General features: G+C 59.0%; 18 protein-coding genes. 16 read left to right on the forward strand and 2 right to left on the reverse strand.

Annotation, left to right across the window (positions count from 1 at the left end):
• Positions 1–399, reverse strand: a 399-nt coding sequence (locus tag ACIOWL_RS20720; protein ID WP_400389739.1) for a helix-turn-helix domain-containing protein, incomplete at its 3' end; no start/stop codon positions are given.
• Between the two features lie 777 nt (positions 400–1,176).
• Between ACIOWL_RS20720 and ACIOWL_RS20725 the strand changes: the two genes are divergently transcribed.
• The 15 genes from ACIOWL_RS20725 (at position 1,177) to ACIOWL_RS20795 (ending at position 15,762) form a co-directional block, all read left to right on the forward strand.
• On the forward strand, positions 1,177–1,881 hold the full coding sequence (locus ACIOWL_RS20725) for a GntR family transcriptional regulator (protein WP_400389741.1): 705 nt from the start codon (positions 1,177–1,179) through the stop codon (positions 1,879–1,881).
• Positions 1,882–2,475 (forward strand): short chain dehydrogenase, encoded by a 594-nt coding sequence (locus ACIOWL_RS20730; protein ID WP_400389744.1) that lies wholly within the window; start codon positions 1,882–1,884, stop codon positions 2,473–2,475. It begins immediately after the preceding gene.
• 350 nt (positions 2,476–2,825) lie between these two features.
• Positions 2,826–3,677 carry a substrate-binding periplasmic protein gene (locus tag ACIOWL_RS20735; protein ID WP_400389746.1) on the forward strand — a complete coding sequence of 284 codons (852 nt, stop codon included), beginning with the start codon at positions 2,826–2,828 and terminating at the stop codon, positions 3,675–3,677.
• 26 nt (positions 3,678–3,703) lie between these two features.
• Positions 3,704–4,444 (forward strand): amino acid ABC transporter permease, encoded by a 741-nt coding sequence (locus tag ACIOWL_RS20740; RefSeq protein WP_400389749.1) that lies wholly within the window; start codon positions 3,704–3,706, stop codon positions 4,442–4,444.
• Positions 4,441–5,229: an amino acid ABC transporter ATP-binding protein gene (locus ACIOWL_RS20745; RefSeq protein WP_400389751.1), complete on the forward strand. Its 789-nt coding sequence runs from the start codon at positions 4,441–4,443 to the stop codon at positions 5,227–5,229. Before ACIOWL_RS20740 ends, ACIOWL_RS20745 begins: the two co-directional genes overlap by 4 nt.
• Before the next feature lie 32 nt (positions 5,230–5,261).
• On the forward strand, positions 5,262–6,503 hold the full coding sequence (locus ACIOWL_RS20750) for an NAD(P)/FAD-dependent oxidoreductase (RefSeq protein WP_400389754.1): 1,242 nt from the start codon (positions 5,262–5,264) through the stop codon (positions 6,501–6,503).
• 36 nt (positions 6,504–6,539) lie between these two features.
• Positions 6,540–7,454: a dihydrodipicolinate synthase family protein gene (locus ACIOWL_RS20755; protein WP_400389757.1), complete on the forward strand. Its 915-nt coding sequence runs from the start codon at positions 6,540–6,542 to the stop codon at positions 7,452–7,454.
• Positions 7,455–7,456: 2 nt separating this feature from the next.
• Positions 7,457–8,527 (forward strand): proline racemase family protein, encoded by a 1,071-nt coding sequence (locus ACIOWL_RS20760; protein WP_400389760.1) that lies wholly within the window; start codon positions 7,457–7,459, stop codon positions 8,525–8,527.
• Between the two features lie 20 nt (positions 8,528–8,547).
• Complete coding sequence (locus ACIOWL_RS20765; RefSeq protein WP_400389763.1) at positions 8,548–10,053, forward strand: gamma-aminobutyraldehyde dehydrogenase; 1,506 nt, start codon at positions 8,548–8,550, stop codon at positions 10,051–10,053.
• A 107-nt stretch (positions 10,054–10,160) separates the two neighbouring features.
• Positions 10,161–10,946, forward strand: a complete 786-nt coding sequence (locus ACIOWL_RS20770) for an SDR family NAD(P)-dependent oxidoreductase (RefSeq protein WP_400389766.1) — start codon at positions 10,161–10,163, stop codon at positions 10,944–10,946.
• Positions 10,947–11,693, forward strand: a complete 747-nt coding sequence (locus ACIOWL_RS20775) for an SDR family NAD(P)-dependent oxidoreductase (RefSeq protein WP_400389769.1) — start codon at positions 10,947–10,949, stop codon at positions 11,691–11,693. It abuts the gene before it with no gap.
• 159 nt (positions 11,694–11,852) lie between these two features.
• The gene (locus tag ACIOWL_RS20780) at positions 11,853–12,869 is read left to right on the forward strand and encodes an Ldh family oxidoreductase (RefSeq protein WP_400389771.1); all 1,017 of its coding nucleotides are present in this window, start codon (positions 11,853–11,855) and stop codon (positions 12,867–12,869) included.
• Positions 12,870–13,122: 253 nt separating this feature from the next.
• On the forward strand, positions 13,123–14,607 hold the full coding sequence (locus tag ACIOWL_RS20785) for a SulP family inorganic anion transporter (protein ID WP_400389774.1): 1,485 nt from the start codon (positions 13,123–13,125) through the stop codon (positions 14,605–14,607).
• Positions 14,608–14,913: 306 nt separating this feature from the next.
• Entirely contained in the window at positions 14,914–15,483 is a 570-nt protein-coding gene (locus ACIOWL_RS20790; protein WP_400389777.1) for a hypothetical protein, read from the forward strand.
• Between the two features lie 21 nt (positions 15,484–15,504).
• Positions 15,505–15,762 (forward strand): hypothetical protein, encoded by a 258-nt coding sequence (locus tag ACIOWL_RS20795; protein ID WP_400389779.1) that lies wholly within the window; start codon positions 15,505–15,507, stop codon positions 15,760–15,762.
• Between the two features lie 470 nt (positions 15,763–16,232).
• On the opposite strand, the gene ACIOWL_RS20800 is transcribed toward ACIOWL_RS20795, so the two are convergent.
• Positions 16,233–17,252, reverse strand: a complete 1,020-nt coding sequence (locus ACIOWL_RS20800) for a diguanylate cyclase domain-containing protein (protein WP_400389782.1) — start codon at positions 17,250–17,252, stop codon at positions 16,233–16,235.
• A 63-nt stretch (positions 17,253–17,315) separates the two neighbouring features.
• Between ACIOWL_RS20800 and ACIOWL_RS20805 the strand changes: the two genes are divergently transcribed.
• On the forward strand, positions 17,316–18,092 hold the full coding sequence (locus ACIOWL_RS20805; RefSeq protein ID WP_400389785.1) for an EAL domain-containing protein: 777 nt from the start codon (positions 17,316–17,318) through the stop codon (positions 18,090–18,092).
• Positions 18,093–18,223: the final 131 nt, after the last annotated feature.

The following is an 18,223-nucleotide window of genomic DNA, read 5'->3' on the forward strand; positions in this document are numbered from 1 at the left end:
ATTCGGTACGCGCAGACGCTTGCCCTCGATACGGAACTGCCCCGAAGACAGGCGGAATGATTCTGCGCTCACGTTCTTCTTCTTGAAGGTCGGGTACTTGGCACGGCCAGCGAAGAAGTTCTTGAATGCCACACCTAGGGCGATGATTGCTTCTTGTGGGGCGCATTTAGTGGATTGGAGCATCCATGGGAACTGTGCTCGTTTGATGCTGTTCAGTTCACGACGCAACGCATACTGCGTCGGGGCTGGCAGGGAAGGGTCGAGTTTTCTTGCTTCGTATTGTTCGTTCCATTGGGCTAGCGCCCAGTTGTAGGCGAAGCGAGCAGTGCCGGAAGCTTTGGCAAGCCCGGTGGCTTGCTTGTTCGTGGGGGCGAGCCGGATTTTATGTGCTTTGTGCATCGTTCACCGCCTGAGTTGCACCGTCGGTCAGCTTCTTATTCTTCTTCTCGGTCTCTGGTACGGATGTTAGCTGCTGGTACCGACAATAAAGGCGTTGAGGGTGTTGGTGGTTCTGATGTGTGCCGGTTGGGGATAAAAGTATTCACCTGTTGTCTGGGTTGGTTTCAGGCGTGGAGACAGTTCATCCGGATTTGCGTACCGTCATGGGGTCCGTTCGGCGATGAGCTTGTCCTCTTGATCCCACCGGTGCAGTGCCGAAAAGGTAACTGCAAGCCTTTCGACGGCTTTTCCGATCGGCAGGTACTTACTGATCTGAGGCTGGTATTGCTCTGTTTGGCGAGGTTCAAACAAACAGCAAGCAACCCCCACTTCGTGGGGGTTTCAAATTTAATTTCAAATTTAATCTGTCGAATTTAATCTGTCGAATTTAATCCCGGGCCTGCACCCGGAACATGAAAACTTCTCGAAGCCCTCGCGTCCTCCGCTTCTCTGGGGAGATTTCAGGATTAGCCAATTCCAACCTTCGGACGTAGCGAATGCACCCGATGCGGTGCGTGGAGTCCGGGTCCGCCGTGCGATCACCTCGCACAGGGACAAACACGGATCCACTCTTCGGCTCCGAGTCCGAACGCTTGAAAGCGAGCCATTCCGGCGGGGTTTGATATCCACCCGCCTCTGGGCTCCGTTCCAGAAAACACCCAAAAATACAGGGTTGTGCGTTTCCCGCAAATCGCATAGTGTTGTCAGACAATCTGCAATTCTGAAAATAGGTGTCCCATGACTGAATCATCACCCGGCAAACGCGCCCCGGGAAGAGGCCTGGCGCCGGTCGCAACACTCTCCCGAAGGGACGCGGCGGCCAATGAGATTCGAAGGTCAATAGTCCTGGGGCATGTAAAACCCGGAGAAAAGCTGACCGAGATTCAGATGGCCGAGTGGCTCAACGTGAGCAGGCCGACCGTGCGCGAAGCACTGAATCAGGTCGTCCAGGAGGGGCTTGTCATCCAGGAGCCCTATCGCGGATTACGGGTTGCGTCGATGGACGATACGTCGTTGATTGATTTGGCACGCACGCGTATGGCCTTGGATATGCTGGCGATCGACGGCATTTTGGCGGACACCAGCGGCAGACGCTGGGAGGTGGTCGAAGAAGGTTGGCGCCAGTACAAACAAATGGCCTTTGATACAGACCCCTTCGTGCAGCATGCCGGCCACCTGTCCTTCCACGAGTCCATCTGGGCCGCTTCGGAAAACGCGATGCTGCTTAAACTTTGGCCGGTAACACGGGCGCATATGACCCTCGCATTGGCCCAGGACCAAGCCATTCGCCAAGATCCCGAGCGGGCGTATCACGTCCACGAGGTGTTGATGGGTGTACTGCGCTCCGGGGACCGCGAAGCAATCAAGGCCGCACTGGAAGAACACACCATGCACAGCGTGAAGGAGCTGCTCGAATTGTTAACTACCAAGGAGAACCAATAGATGCGCATAGTAGTGGTCGGATCAACTGGACATATCGGCTCAGTGGTAACCCGCGAGCTCGCCAAACGGCATGAGGTGATCGGCATTTCTCGCTCGTCGAAAATCACTGTCGATCTCACAGATCCTACGTCAATCACAGACATGTACCGGCAGGTAGGCACCATTGATGCGATCGTCTCCTGTACCGGCAAAGCGGCCTTCAAGCCGCTGAACGAGTTGACCTACGCGGACTTCACTTCGGCGTTTTCAGATAAGGCCATGGGGCAAATTGAGCTTGTCCGGCAAGGTTTAGAGCACCTTCCAGACGGCGGCTCCTTCACCATCACCTCAGGCATCCTGGCCCGCGAGGCAATTCGCACCGGGACGGCGGCAGCCGCGGCAAACGGCGCACTGGAATCTTTTGTGCTCTCCGCCGCGACGGAGTTGCCACGCGGGCAACGCCTGAATGCGGTGAGCCCCAGCGTGCTCGAAAGCGCGCCAGGATATCACTCGGCATTCCCGGGATTTGAACGAGTATCGGATGAGCAAGTAGCACGCGCCTATGTACGTTCGATCGAAGGTGTTGAGACCGGGAGAATTTTTAAGCTGGGATAGTTTTCCGGTTTTCATAAGGGGGTTGCAGCTCTGGCTGCAACCCCCTTTTTTGTCTTCCAGATAGGGCCAAAAGTCCATCGGTCGAATGCACTTCGGCCATTTTCTCTTGATTCTCCCTAGTCATCCACGTGCGCCAGATAGTTTTTTTGAAAAATTCAGGCAAGGCGTAGACGTGTCCCCAATCACAGGCTATGCTCATATCTAACGTCAGATTGTTTGACAATCAATCAAAGAAGATTGGTCGGACTGATCTGTTGCAAGACGGTCAGCGGTCCAGTTGAGCTGCAGGCCGAAGCAGGTTGCCCCACTCGGGACAACCTGAAGGCCCATAGATTCGCCAGGGAAAAATCATGACAAAAACAAGCAAAGTTGTACTCTCCATCTTGTTGGTGGTTGTTGTCGGACTCGTCGGCGGCTACTTCGGCGCCGGCATGCGCGGCGGCGCAGGCAACACCAACAGCGCATCCGCAGCCACGGAAGGTTCCTGGATCCAGAAGATCCGCGAAAGTGGCGAACTTCGGGTGGGAATCGCTTCAGCTCCCCCGATGACCGGAGAGCAGCCTGACGGAACCATGGGTGGCCCCAACGTTCTCCCGCTGAAGAAGCTGGCCGAAGAAATCGGCGTCAAGTATGTTCCGGTGGCCGCCGAGTGGAGCAAGATGGTGGCAGGTTTGCAGGCCGACCGTTTCGACGTCGCAGCCTACCTCGATTCAACGTCCCAGCGATCTCTGGCCATCCAGTTCACCGTTCCGGTCTACCGCTACGAAGGCGCCTGGTTGGTTCGCTCGGACTCTGGCTTCAAAAGCACCGACGACATCGTGAAGGCAGGCAAGGTCACCCTGGCTACCGGCACATCCTACGAGCCGGTGATCACCGCCATGGATGTAGAGGTCATTGGGTCGGAAAGCGTGCCCCAGGCGGTAACCGCCATGAAGGCCGGACGCGCGGATGCGGTATTCGCCGACCTGCCAACACTGGCAAACGCGGCCCAGCAAGACAGCTCCTTGAAGATCGTCATGCCGAATCCGGAAATTTTTGTCCAGGACTCGAACTACGGCGTCAACGAGAACATCGACGCCCGCTCACTGCAGATCCTGAACATCGCGATCCAATCGGCGCAAAATGACGGGACCCTGCGCACGGCCTTCGACGAGGCAGGCGTGATCACCCCGGAGACCCTCGGCGATTTGGAAATGAAATAGTCCGGCAACGGGGCTAGGAGAAAATCATGGACTACAACTTTGACTGGAACGTGGTGACATCCAATTTCCCAAGATTGCTGGAAGGTTTGGGTCTCACCGTACAGATCACGCTGATTGTGATTGTGCTGTCGATGGTGCTGGCGGTACCGGTAGCACTCATGCGTATGTCGCAGATCGAGGTGGTGCGTTGGATTGCCCAGTTATACATTGAGATTTTCCGGTGCACCCCGCTGCTGGTGCAGCTGTTCTGGATGTACTACGCACTGCCGACACTGACCGGCATCACCATCCCGGGTATGGTGTCCGCGGTAATTGCACTGACCGCGAACCTGACCGCATTCATGGCTGAAGCCTACCGCTCGGGATTCCAAGCTGTTCCCGAGGAGCAGGTGGAAGCCGGCAAGATGCTCCGGCTGAACCGGGTCCAGCAAATCCGCTACATCATCATTCCGCAAGCACTACGGCAGCAGATGCCGGTGATCATGTCCTTGAATATTTCGATCTTCAAAGACACCGCGCTGGTTTCCACCATCGCCGTCGCAGACCTGATGTTCACCGCAAACAAGATCGCCTCCGAATCGTACCGAGCACTGGAAATCCTCTCCACGGCGGCACTGATGTACTTCATCATCGCGTTCCCCGCCTCGCTGATCCTGAGCAAGGTTGAACGCAACATGATTGAAGGAAACAAAAAGGGCAGCACCGGCCAAAAGAAGCTGTTGCGCCCCAAGACGGCAGTAGCCGGAAAGGCGGTGGGGGCACAATGAGTGAGACAAGTTTGCAACACAACATCTCCGCAAAAGTTGGCGAAGTACTTGCTTCGGCCCGCGGATTGCAGAAAAGTTTCGGACCCATCCAGGTCATGCGAAACGTCGACTTCGACATGCACGCCGGAGACATCACGGTCATCATCGGCAAGTCGGGCTCCGGAAAATCAACCCTGCTGCGGGCCTTGGCCGGCCTGACCGAACCCGATGAGGGAACCATCGACTTCGACGGGCAGCGTGTTTTTGAAGAAGGAAAACGCACGCCCCAATGGAACAAGGTTAATTCCCATGTGGGGATGATCTTCCAGAGCTACACCCTGTGGCCGCACATGGATGTGCTGAACAACCTGGTCCTCGCCCCGCGCAAACGCCTGGGACTGTCGGCCGCCGAAGCCATGGAACGCGCCGAAGTTGCACTCGCTGAAGTGGGAATGGCCCGGCACCTGCGTTCCAAGCCGATTCAGCTCTCCGGCGGCGAACGCCAGCGTGTGGCCATCGCCCGGGCGTTGATGATGCAACCCAAGATGCTGTTGTGCGACGAGATCACCAGCGCCCTTGACCCTCCGGTAGCCGCCGAAGTACTCGACGTACTTCGCCGGTTGAAAGAGGAAGAAGGAATCGCCATCGCCCTGGTCACCCACGACATGGCCTTCGCCTCCAAAGCCGCTGACCGGCTGGTCTTTTTCCACGAAGGAGAAATCGCCGTCAACACCACCCCCGATGAAGCTTTCAACCACACCGATAACCAGGACCTGAAAAAGTTCGTTGACGCAGTGCGTTTCTAGCCCATTGCACCGTAGAAGAAAGGAAAACTCCAGTGCACACCATAGTCATCGGCGGCGGAGTGATCGGCCTGACGCAGGCCTACCACCTGGCCCGCGAAGGAGAACAGGTCACCCTGGTTGATTCAAGGGCTACCGGTTTGGGCGCCAGTGAAGTCAACGCCGGATGGATTGTGCCGGCAGAGGCCGCCCCGGTCCCCGGACCCGGTGTGGTGCTCCAGTCCATGAAGTGGATGCTGCGACCGGATTCACCGCTGTATATCCGCCCCTCGCTGGACCCCGAATTCGTGAAATTCATGCTCGGGATGTGGGGCAAATCCAACCGCTCGGCTCAACGCGCAGGTTTCGACGGGCACCTGAGGTTGGCCCAGGACACCGTGGAGATCTTCGACGAGTACCAGGCTGAGGGAATCGACTTCGAAATGCATTCGGCGGGCCTGCTGATGGCGTTCACCCAGCAGGAGATCCTGGAACACCACGTGGGCAACCTGGATTTGCCGGCCTCCTACGGGCTGGACCCCCAGGTCTTGCTCGGCGACGACGTGCGAAACCACGAACCGCTGCTCTCGGATGTGATCCGCGGGGGCATCTACTACCCGAAAGAACGCCACGTGGATCCCGGTGCGCTGTGCCGGGCGCTGCATACCAAGCTGATCGAGCTGGGTGTGCAGATCCTGGAGAATGCTCCGCTGCAGGCGGTCTCCCATTCGGGTGAAAAGATCCACTCGATCACCGCCGGCGGCCGCACCCTGAGCGCGGATCACTACGTCCTGGCGGCCGGCGCCTGGACCGGGAAACTCTCCAAGCTCTTCGGCACCGCCCTGCCGGTGCGTCCGGGCAAGGGCTACTCGGTGGAGGTCGACCCGTTGCCGCTGCGCTCAGCCACCAACCTCTGGGATGCAAAGGTGGCAATCACCCCCTTCGAATCCCGTTTGCGGATCGCCGGAACCATGGAATTCGGCGGCCTGGATGAGGACATCAACCAGGTCCGGGTGGATGCAATCCTCCGGGCCCCTGGCAAATACCTGCGCGGCTTCACCGTCCCGAAAGGCAAGGTCGAGGCCAAGGCCGGAATGCGCCCCATGACCCCGGACGGAATGCCGATCATGGGCAAGCTGCCCAAGCTGGAGAACGGCTATGTCTCCACCGGACACGGAATGCTCGGGGTCACCCTGGCCCCGGCGAGCGCCGAGGCGATGACGCAGCTGATCCGCACCGGTACACGCCAACCGAAGCTGAACATTTTCGACCCGGCGCGTTTCGCCCGGTCCCACTAAACACACCAGACACCTACACCCGTGAGGAACACTAAAATGTCGAACCGTATCACCAAGGAATTAACCGGCGTGCTGGCCGCAGTCACCACCCCTTTCACCGCCGACGGCTCCGCGATTGACGAGCAGAACCTGCGTGGCCAGGTAGAACGCCTGATCGCCGGGGGAATCCACGGCATCGTTCCCACCGGAACATCCGGAGAGTTCCTCTCGCTCAGCGACGACGAGTACCGGCGTGTCATCGAGCTCTATGTGCAAGCGGCGGCCGGACGCATCCCGGTCGTGGCAGGCATCGGCGCGATGACCAATGCCAAAGCCATCGAGCTGGCGCAGCACGCGGAACGGGTGGGCGCCGACGCCATCATGCTTGTCCCGCCGTTCTACGACCCGATGACCTTCGAGAACCTGAAGGCCTTCCTCGCGGACGTCGCCGCCTCCATCAACCTCTCCATCGTCTACTACAACGTGCCCGGTGCCACCGGCATCCAGTTGAGCGCCGAACAGATCGCCGAGCTCGGTGAAATCGAGGGCCTCGACTACCTGAAAAACACCTCCGACGATGCCGTGGGCCTGACCGAGCTGCTGGTCAAGCACACCGATAAGATCAAGGCATTCAACGGCTGGGATACCCTGACCTTCCTGGGCATTTCGCTCGGCGCGCAGGCCTCGGTCTGGGGTGCGGCAGGTGTGGTCCCCGGGCTTGCCGCCGAGTTCTGGCAGACGCTGGCCGTGGAGAAGGACCTGGCCAAGGCCCGCGAGCAGTGGAAGATCCTGTGGGAAATTTCCGACTTCTTGGAATCCGTCCCCTACCCGGCCGGGCTGAAGGCCGGTTTGGAGCTGATCGGCCACCCGGCAGGTCCGGTGCGCGCCCCGCTGCGTGAAATTTCTGCCGAAGAAAAGTCCCGTTTTGCGCAGATCCTTGCCAAGGCCGGGGTTTTGCCTGTAACAGCATAATCATGGAATATTTCGACACCATAGAAGTTCATGCCGAAGGCGAACCCGGACGGATCGTGCTCAACGCCGCCGAACTGGTCAAGGGCGAAAGCATGGAGGAACGCCTGGCCTACTGCCGGGAAAACCTGGACTGGCTGCGTTACCTGTTGCTGCATGAACCGCGCGGCTACCCGGCGCTGTGCGCCGTGTTGCTGCTGCCGCCGGTGAATGACGGCAGCGACTTCGGAATCATCGTCCTGGAGCAGGGAGGGTTTACCCCGATGTCCGGCTCCAACACCATCTGCGCGGTCACCGCGGCCATTGAGGGCTCGCTGATCACCCCGCGCGGGGAACGAACCACCGTGGTGATCGATACCGCCGTCGGGGTGGTCAAGGCCGAAGCGGCCATCCGCCCCGACGGGAAGGTCGCTTCGGTGACAGTCATCAACGTTCCCTCTTTCGCCGTCCAGATCGATGCGCCGCTGGTGCTTCCCGAGTTCGGCCAGATCGCCGTAGACGTGGTGTTCGGCGGGCAGTTCTTCGCCCAAATGGACCTGGCCCAGCTGGGCCTAGAACTGGATCCGAACAATGGCAAGGCACTGGCCAGGCTGGGGGTCATGATCAAGATGGCCGCGCGTGAACAGTTAGAGGTAGTCCACCCGCTCTACCCGGACATCAATGAGATCGCATTGGTGATGCTGCACTCCGGGCCTCCGGCCCCGGGCAAGGTCAATCGCAACACCGTGGTGCTCTCCAACTCGGTGCTCGACCCGAACGATCCTTCCAGCTGGGTGGGAGTGCTTGACCGTTCACCATGCGGAACCGGCACCAGCGCCCGGATGGCCGCCCTGTATGCCCGGGGGCAGCTTGAGTTGAACAAAAATTTTGATCACCACAGCATTATCGGTTCCAAATTCACCGGACGGCTGATCGGCACCGAACAGGTTCCCGGCTACCAGGCGGTGCGTCCGACCATCACGGGACGCGCGTGGATTACCGGCCGCGCGCAATGGAGCGCGCATCCCGCAGACATATTCCCGCAGGGCTACACCCTGTCAGACATCTGGGCCCCGCAAGCCCAGGAAACCACGTAAGAGAGACGAAGGAGCAGACCATGAGCGCAACGGCACTACCTACGCTGGCGGCCAGCCAATTCATCAACGGCCGCAGCGCCGAGGGAACCAGCGGCCAGTTCACCGACGTGATCAACCCCGCCACCGGTGAGGTGATCGTCCGGCTGCAGCTTGCCAGCACGGATGACGTGGACCGCGCGGTCGCCGCGGCCAAGGCCGCGTTCGTCCAGTGGTCCGCCACCACCCCCGGTGAGCGTTCGGCCGTGCTGGCGAAATTCGCCCGGCTGCTTGAAGAGCGTGCCGAGGAATTCGCGCAGCTTGAATCGGCCCAGGCCGGCAAACCGATCCGGCTGACCCGCGAATTCGACGTGCCGGGCACCATCGACAACGTCGACTTTTTCTCCGGTGCGGCCCGCAACCTGGAGGGCAAGGCCAGCGGGGAGTACTCGGCAGACCACACCTCCTCGATCCGCCGCGAAGCCATTGGGGTGATCGGCTCCATCTCTCCATGGAATTACCCATTGCAGATGGCCGCCTGGAAGGTCCTGCCGGCCATTGCCGCCGGGAACACCATCGTGTTGAAACCCGCGGAGATCACGCCGCTGACCACCACCCTGTTCGCACAGGTTGCGGCCGAGGCGGGGCTTCCAGACGGTGTTTTCAACGTCGTGGTGGGCAAAGGTTCCACCGTCGGTTCCTACCTGCTGCGCCACCCGGATGTTGCGATGCTCTCCTTCACCGGATCCACCTCGATCGGCCGCACCGTGCTGGAGGCGGCGGCCACCACCGCCAAACGAGTCCACCTGGAGCTTGGAGGCAAGGCCCCCTTTGTGGTTTTCGACGACGCCGATCTTGAAGCCGCCATCCACGGCGCGGTAGCCGGTTCACTGATCAACGCCGGGCAGGACTGCACCGCCGCGACTCGGGCGATTGTGCACCGCAGCGTCTACGAGCAGTTTGTCCAGGGGGTCGCCGAGCTCTACTCGAAGGTCAAACTCGGGGATACCGCCGACCCGGGCACCGATATGGGCCCGCTGGTCTCCCTGGCCCACCGGGAGAAGGTCGCCGAAATGGTTGAACGGGCCCGCGGTTACGCCCGGGTGTTCGGCGGCGGCATCCCCGAAGGGGAACAGTTCGCCAACGGCAGCTACTACCGGCCTACCCTGGTGGCCGATGCAACCCCGGATAGCGAGATTTTCCGCGAGGAAGTCTTCGGCCCGGTCCTGGCGGTCACCGTCTTCGATACCGATGACGAGGCGATCGCGCTGGCCAACGACACCCCGTACGGTTTGGCCGCCAGCGCCTGGACCACCAACGTGTACCGGGCCAACCGCGCCACCCGCGAGATCCGTTCGGGGTGCGTCTGGGTCAACGACCATATCCCGATCATTTCCGAAATGCCCCATGGAGGGATGAAGCAGTCGGGTTTCGGCAAGGACATGTCCAGCTACTCCCTGGATGAATACACGGTGGTCAAGCACGTGATGTTCGACCTCACCGGCGAACAGCACAAAGGTTGGCACCGCACCATCTTCAGCATTGACTAACGTCTCTGGCTGATCCGGGCCCGCGGCAGCGCCTCATCACCTGCCGCGGGCCACCCTTTGCTCAAGTCCTGCAACCACCACGCTTCTTTTGAAAGGTTTTTTGCATCATGGTCATCCACAACATCAACACCTTCGGTGCCAAGCGATTCGAGAATAAGATCGCGCTGGTCACCGGTGGCGCCGGAGGTATCGGTGCGGCGATTTGCGCGCGACTTGCGGCCGAGGGGGCAACCGTGGTCATCGCTGACACCGCCCAAGACGGCGCCGCTGCGCTCGCCCACGAATTACGTGACGCCGGTTTCAAGGCCGACACCAGCATTTTTGACCTCACCGATCCCGCCGCGTGCGCTCACGCCGTGCAGCAGGTAGTTGCCGCCCATGGGCGCATCGATGTATTGGTGAATAACGCCGGCATCAACCGGCGCGGTGCACTACTGGAGATCAGCGACCAGGACTGGGATCTGTCCTTTGCGGTTAATCTGGACGCCCTCTACCGGCTGTCCAAGCTGGTGGTACCGCTGATGCAGGCGCAGGGTGGCGGGTCGATCGTGAACACGGCCAGCCAGTGGGGAATCAGCCCGGCGCCGGGGCATCTGGCTTACAACGTCACCAAGGCGGCGGTGGTTTCCTTTACCAAAAACCTGGCCCGCGACTACGCTCCAGATAAAATCCGCGTGAATGCGATTGCGCCAGGTGAAGTCCTGACCCCCATGGTTGAAGCCAATCTTGAACGCACCGGGCGCACCGTTAAGGAACTTGATGCGCTGGTGCCCTTCGGCCGGGTGGGGCGTCCCCCTGAGATTGCGGCGCTGGTTGCCTTCCTCGCCAGCGATGAGGCACCGTACCTGTGCGGCAGCGTTGTGGAGATCACCGGCGCTCAGGCGGTGGCCTGAATGGCTGGATTGCTTGAGGGCAAGAACCTGGTGATCACCGGTGCTTCACGAGGCATCGGCCTGGAAATGGTCCGTGCGGCGCATCGTGAGGGCGCGCGGATTGTGGCCCACGCCGGGCGCAGCACCAACGCTGTCAGGGCGTTGACTGAGGAATTCGCAGGCGGGGTCACCGCACTGGCCGCCGACATGCAGGACGCTGTTGCCCGGCGCGATTTTTTCGCCGCCGCCCTGGAGTCGGTGGGACGGGTTGATGTCCTGATCAATAACGCCGGCGCGTGGCTGGAGTCCCCGGTGGCCGATCCCGTCTCCTGGGCTGAAGGATGGGAAAAGAACCTGGAGTTGAACCTCAGGGCGCCGGCAGACCTGTGCCGCGAGGCAATTGTGCACTTCCGCGAGCACGGCGGCGGTTCGATTATCAACGTCACCAGCCGTTCCGCGCATCGCGGAGATGACGCCCAACATTTGGCCTACGGTGCGGCCAAGGGAGGCCTGCAATCCCTGACCAAGGGAATCGCGCGAGGTTATGCCAGGGAGGGAATTCTGGCCTACGCGATCTCCCCGGGGTGGGTTGGCACCGAATTGGCTGCGCACCTGGACCCCCAGGACCCATCCATTACCGCCCTGCCCTTGGGGGAAATGACCCCGGCCAGTGAAGTTGCCGAGCTGGCGGTGTTCCTTGCCAGCGGTCGTTCCCGCCATATCACCGGCGCGACCATTGATATCACCGGCGCAGACTACGTGCGCTGATTCAGCCGGCGCGCAGCTCTAGCAGCTGTTGCACTGGCGGAGGTGAATGCTGTCCGGTCTGGCAGTCAAACAGCTGCCAAAGGATCGTAGACGATCCCAGCGTGCAATGATCAGTCAGACGGCCCTAAGTCTCGACCGACGCCTAACGATGGATACGATATGAACAAAATTTTTGATCAGACAGATTTCAGCTCTTCAGACCTGCACAACTTTGTGGTTTCCAGCATGCAAGCGGTTGGAGCTAGCCAGGATGACGCCGAATACATGGCCTACCACCTGGTGGCGTCGGAGATTGCCGGGCATCCGTCGCATGGTTTGCGTCGCCTGCCCGAGTATCTTTCACGCGCTGTCAACGGCCAGACGAACCCAGGTGCTCGGGCAACTATCGAAAAGGACTCCGGTGCGTTGCTCGCACTGAACGGCAACAAAACCTGCGGGCATTTTGCCCTGCGGGATGCCACCACGCTGGCCGTCGAACGAGCCTCGCTGCACGGCATCAGCGCGGTGACGGTGCGCAACAGCGACTTCGCCGGACGGTTCGCCCCCTTCTGCGAGCAGGCCGCCGATGCGGGAATGGTCAGCCTCATTTTTGGCAACAACAACGGTTCGCTCCAATCCGTGTTGCCTCCGGGTGCGGTGCAACCGCGGCTGTCGACCAATCCGATTGCCGCCGGGGTTCCGCGTGCCCAGGCACCGCATCTGGTCATCGACTTCGCCACGAGCGCCGTCGCCTCCGGCCGGCTGCACGATGAACGGGACCGTGGAGCGAGCGTCTCAGATCAATGGGTCGGCCACGGCGGCAACCTGAAACCTTTTGGCGGATTCAAAGGCTTCGGGCTTTCACTCATCGTCGAGGCCCTGGGCGGAGCCCTTTCCGGATCTGATACGGTCTCGGAACGCGACAGCGCCGAAGCCCAGGGAACCTTGATCATTGTGATCGATGTGCGCAAGCTTCGAAATCTTGATGACTACACAGCCCAGGTCGAAGAATTTATCGCCTATGTGAAGGACACCGAGCTGGAAGACGGAGCGGCTGACCTGAGAGTACCGGGGGAAAACGCTCCGACACGCTCAGACTTGGAGAAGGAACATCTCATCAGCCTCAGCGCGAAAACGTGGCAGAACCTCCAACACATCGCGAACAGAATAAACGTTGCTGCCCCGCAGCCACGCTAGATGCCGTCGCCCCGCCTGAACTGCACGGCACAAACGCTTAGCAGAAAACTCGGAATTCCAAAGCTCGGGCACAGGGTGCGTCCTTAGAGTTGAAGTACCTCATAAAGGTGCGAGTGATGATCGTAAAGTTCCCGTTGGATTTCCTCCCAACGGGAACTTTCCTTTTAAGTTCTCAAAGGGCTGCTGATTGCGATGGGCGGGAGCAAATGCGGTAATTTTGAGCGTACCCTCCCTGAATGAATCGAGCACAGTCATGTCCGCCGTCCAGTTAACTCCGCTGGAACGCCAGTCGGTTTGGCGCACCCTCAAATCGCCCCGGCTGCTGAAAACCGAATTACTGGCCGGGCTGGTGGTGTCCCTGGCGCTGATTCCCGAAGTTATTGCATTCACCGTCATTGCCGGGGTGGACCCGCGTGTTGGGATCTTCGCTTCGTTCACCATGTCCGTGGTGATCGCGTTTACCGGTGGACGACCTGCCATGATTTCCGCCGCCGCCGGTGCCGTAGCGCTGGTGGTGGCACCGCTGGTGCGGACCTACGGGGTGGAGTACTTGTTCCCGGCGGTGATCCTGGCCGGCGTCTTCCAGGTGCTGCTCGCCGTGCTAGGTGTGGCCAAGTTGCTGCGTTTTATTCCGCGCCAGGTCATGATCGGCTTCGTCAACGGTTTGGCCATCTCGATTTTCTTGGCGCAGATGCCGGAGCTCATTGATGTTCCGTGGGCAGTGTATCCGCTGGTGCTCGTGGGTATTGCGATCGTTTACCTGTTCCCGAAACTGACTTCCGCCATTCCAGCGCCGCTGGTTGCCATTGCGGTGCTGACAGCGGTTACCGTATTCGCGCACATTATGGTTCCCACGGTCGGAGACCAGGGAGAACTTCCCGAATCGCTGCCGGTTTTTTCTCTTCCCACGGTTCCGCTGAACCTGGAGACCTTCCAGATCATCGCCCCGTTTGCGGTCGCTGTTGCATTTGTCGGCCTGCTTGAATCGCTGCTGACCGCCAAACTCGTCGACGACATCACCGACACCCCGTCAAATAAGACCCGCGAGTCCTGGGCGCAGGGTGCGGCGAATATTGTCACCGGATTCTTCGGCGGGATCTGCGGCTGTGCAATGATCGGGCAGACCATGATCGGTGTGAAAGTCTCTGGCGGGCGCACACGGATTTCCACGCTGTTCGCCGGTGTTTTTATGCTGCTCCTCGCCGTCGTTTTCGGCGACGTGGTGGCCCAAATTCCCATGGCCGCATTGGTTGCGGTGATGGTGGTGGTCTCGGTGGCGACGTTCAACTGGCACAGCATCCGTCCTTCCACGCTGCGCATGATGCCCAAAAGCGAAACCTTTGTCATGCTGATCACCGTGGCTTTGACCGTGGCGACCAACAACCTGGCCATCGGCGTGGGCGCGGGTATCGTCGCCGCGATGGTGCTCTTCGCTAACCGGGTGGCGCACTTCGTGACGGTTGAGCGTCGGATTGAGGATGGAACGGCCATCTACACGGTGACCGGCGAACTGTTTTTCGCCTCCTCCAATGACCTCTACACCCAGTTCAACTACGCCGAGGACCCTCAGAAAATTGTCATCGACCTCAGCGCCTCCCATGTGTGGGATGCCTCCACGGTGGCCGCGCTGGACTCGGTGACAACCAAATACACCGGGTACGGAAAAACCGTAGAAATCCGCGGACTCAACGAGCCAAGCGCCAGATTCCGCAACCGGCTCAGCGGCAACCTCGACTAGGGCGTGTTCTGTAAGCATTGAACGCCACTGGCGTGGATAGTTTTGTTCCGTCTCCTCGCTGGAAAAGAGTTGCCTCGGGATCTGACTTCTGCGGTGGGCGCTGCGGGTATCACTTACGCTTTCCCCAAGTCGGCGCAGTGGGTCGGGTGCTAGTAGCTGAATGAGCTCGCGCTGATCTGCCGAGGTAGCCCCTGAGGAAGAAGTTGCGGTCCAAAGCACTCAAGATCCTTTGAGTCAAGTACTCACGCCTCGTGTTTTTGGATGATATGCAAGACGCTTTATTAATGTAATACTTTAAAAGCTCAAGTGAACATTGATATATCGCAGGAGGAGAAATTGAAAATTCGAAAAGTGATTGGCGTATCAACCGCAGTCTTGGCAGCTTCTGCACTCGCCTTGACTATTGTTGGCCCGGCTAATGCCGCGCCACGAGTCGCTGAACCTCCGGTGCTGACCGCTACCTCTAACTTGGGGTTGACAGTTGGTGAAGCACAGCAGGTTGAAGAGTTGTTGCGGGCGATCGACCAGATCCCCGAGTCGGTCCTCCTCCAAGGAGACGAAGCGACCCGTCTCTGGGTGGCTCAGAATCTGGGAGAGAAGCCATTGATTATCGGTGGTATCGCCGTGGCCAAGCCCGCCGGCTTTCTAGAGTGTTCAGGTGCTATCTTGCTGGCAATCGGAACGACTGCGATTCCGGCTGCCAAGATCCTAAAGATTAAGAAGCTGATGGATTCGTTGGGCGGCGTGACCAAAGCAATTAAGCTAATGTGGGGAGCAAGTTTTTCCCACGAGAAGATGAAGGCACTTGGTGGTGCAGCTGCTGCACTTGGAGCTGAATTGCTCGGCATCGCGGCTGTCAAGAAAGCTTGTAGCTAATTAAGGGAAAGTAGAGGCGAAATGAAACCGAACCTCAGATACACATTAGTGTTCGCCTGTTTCACGGCAGCGGCTGTCTCCTTCGTGTTACTTGATAGTTGGCTCGTGCCAGCGATTTTTGGGGCGTGGGCGATCATGATTCTCGCGTTCTTCGGTGGCAAACGGGAGGAAGTCAGGCCCGGTGCTGCCGATGGCATCGATCCTAAAGCTGTCAAGGAATACCGAAAGCAGCATCCAGAAGCATCGATCGTCGAGGCCGTCAACGCGATCGGCTCGTAGAGACAAGCATGACAGGCCCCAGAGTGACTGAAAAGACGCTCTGGGGCCTTGTAGCACGCGCGTTCAGTACCCGGGCGATGAGCTACTGAAAGGTTCTACCGAGCTGAGTACGCAATCACTCGCCCCAGAAGGACATGACCACCAGAAGCGTATCCCGCCTCTCCGGGGACGTATCGACCGGCAGCCAATTCGTCGCCCAACTTCGACCGGAAGTTAGCGTCAGCATCGACCTCCACGATCCACGGATGACGCCGGCAGGTCGTACGACTCCAGCTGGCCTATCGCCAGTGGTTCAGCAATCACATGGGCTGACCGGGGCAGCCGGCCGTGATCTGGCGGTAGTGATTCGATGCCCTTCCATACTCTGCCTGTGAGCTCTCCGCGTCCGGGCATATTCAAGGTTTAACAAGTTTTTTGGCGTGGACTAAAAGTATCTGTTCCAGATCCCTTTAGCGCTGACATGACACGCCCTAGTCGCGCTGCATGGTCCGCTCGCGTTTGAAGGTATACATGGCGCGGTCCGCGCGAAGAATAACCATGCTCAGGTTGTCATCCGGGTTGGCGGTGGCCACACCAAAACTCCAGCTGTGTTCGGAGCTGGCATGAATTCTTTGCATCAATCGCTCTGCTTCTTCGAATGTAGTGTTGGGGAACAACAGCACAAACTCATCCCCACCCAGCCGGGTCACCAGATCACTTTTGCGTGTTGACCTCTCCAGATGTCGAACCAACCCGCGTAACGCGTCATCACCGGCGGCATGGCCAAGACGGTCATTAATTCCCTTAAACCCGTCCATGTCCACCAGGACAACGCTGACCGGCTGATGCTGCTTGCGCCCCTGGAGAAGAGCCATGTCGCCACGCCTTCCCAAGGCCCGCCGGTTGTAGGCCCCGGTGAGTGTGTCGATCTCAATTTGTTGCTTGAAATTTCGTTTCACATAGCTACCGACAATCATGCCGACGATCGTGAAAAACACCAGGCTCACCACGTTGAGCACACCGCTGTGATGCTCCGTGCCGATGGCCGGTCCGAAAAGTTGCGAGTACGCGATGGTGAAGGTGAGCACCGGCAAAACAGTAAGTTTCGTCAACATGCCGGGGAACAACCAGGACATGTACAGCGCGATGAGAGGGAATTCTTGAAGACGGAAAACAACTTGCTCGTGGTTGACCGTGAAACCAACAAAGTACACGAAAGCGGTCAGCTCCATAAGCGCCCCGATGTAGGCAATCCACAGGGGAAAGTTGTTTCGCAGAATCGCGATGAGGGCCACTACGGTAATGGATCCGAGGAAACGGATCACGGCAATAACCTGCAACACGGTTGAGTCAAAGGTGTTGAAGAGATTCAGTCCATAAAAAATGGTCAGGAAACAGGCGACGATACCCGTCACCGCAATCTCCATGTTGGTGATCTCACGAATTCGCGCGGGAAGCATTCGTGAGCGCCACGAACCGCTTGATTGAGTTCGCTTGTCGGCCTTTTTCACTGAGCCTATCCACCTCAATATCTTCTGATTTGTACAACGTTGGCCCCGCCAGGAGCACCGGCAATGTATGATCTGCTTCGGGAGTGTGCTCCGGTTGACCTCGGCCAGACGCAAAATCACTGTCCCACACTCGATAGGCAGATAGTGAAGTTCGTTTTTCAGCCCCTCATTGACCTTCAGGACAAAACTCTACTGGGTTTTGAAGCTCTCGCCCGTTTTGACGACGGCCGCGGACCCCACGAACATTTCACCCAAGCGCGCGCCGACGGAACATTGGTTGCCTTGGAGTTGGAAGCAATCCAAGGAATCATCGACGCGAGCAACGAGCTGCCCGATGACTATCTGATTACCCTCAACGCTTCTGGACCATCCATTGAAGCGTTCGCTGAATCAGCTCTGAGCCTGGATCAACGGCTGGTCTGGGGACTTGAGCTGAATGAGGAGTCCGAGCCTTGCTCGTCGGGCCGGGCCCGCCAATATGCGGACATGCTCGGTTGTTTGCTCCTCATCGATGATGCAGGCGTCGCCTACGCCAACCGAGAGCGTATCGAATGCCTCAGCCCAGACATCGTCAAGCTGGATCGAAGCATGATCAGGGATTATGAATCCTCCGATACGGTTCGGCGAATGGTTCACAATCTCTTGGAAGCAGCACGGCAAACCAATGCCAAAACGCTGGCCGAAGGAATTGAAACCCCAGAACACGTCGAGCTGGTTGCCCGGCTTGGGTTCGCCTACGCTCAAGGATTCTTTTACAGCCAAGGCCTTCCCGCCAATCAGCTTTCATCAGCTATGAAGGAGCTCAGCCAGCGCACCGGAATCAACACCCCGGGTTTCTAAAGCGCATCAGTTGCCAGCCGCAACAGGACCGAACACTGAATAGATGCAGAACCCTTATTGCTGAATCCCGCAGTTGAAACCGCTAGTCCCCTTACGCGGTGTGTAATCTCGCAACGTAGTGAACACTGAAT

It is taken from the genome of Glutamicibacter sp. NPDC087344 (genome assembly GCF_044744225.1).
Lineage (GTDB): Bacteria > Actinomycetota > Actinomycetes > Actinomycetales > Micrococcaceae > Glutamicibacter.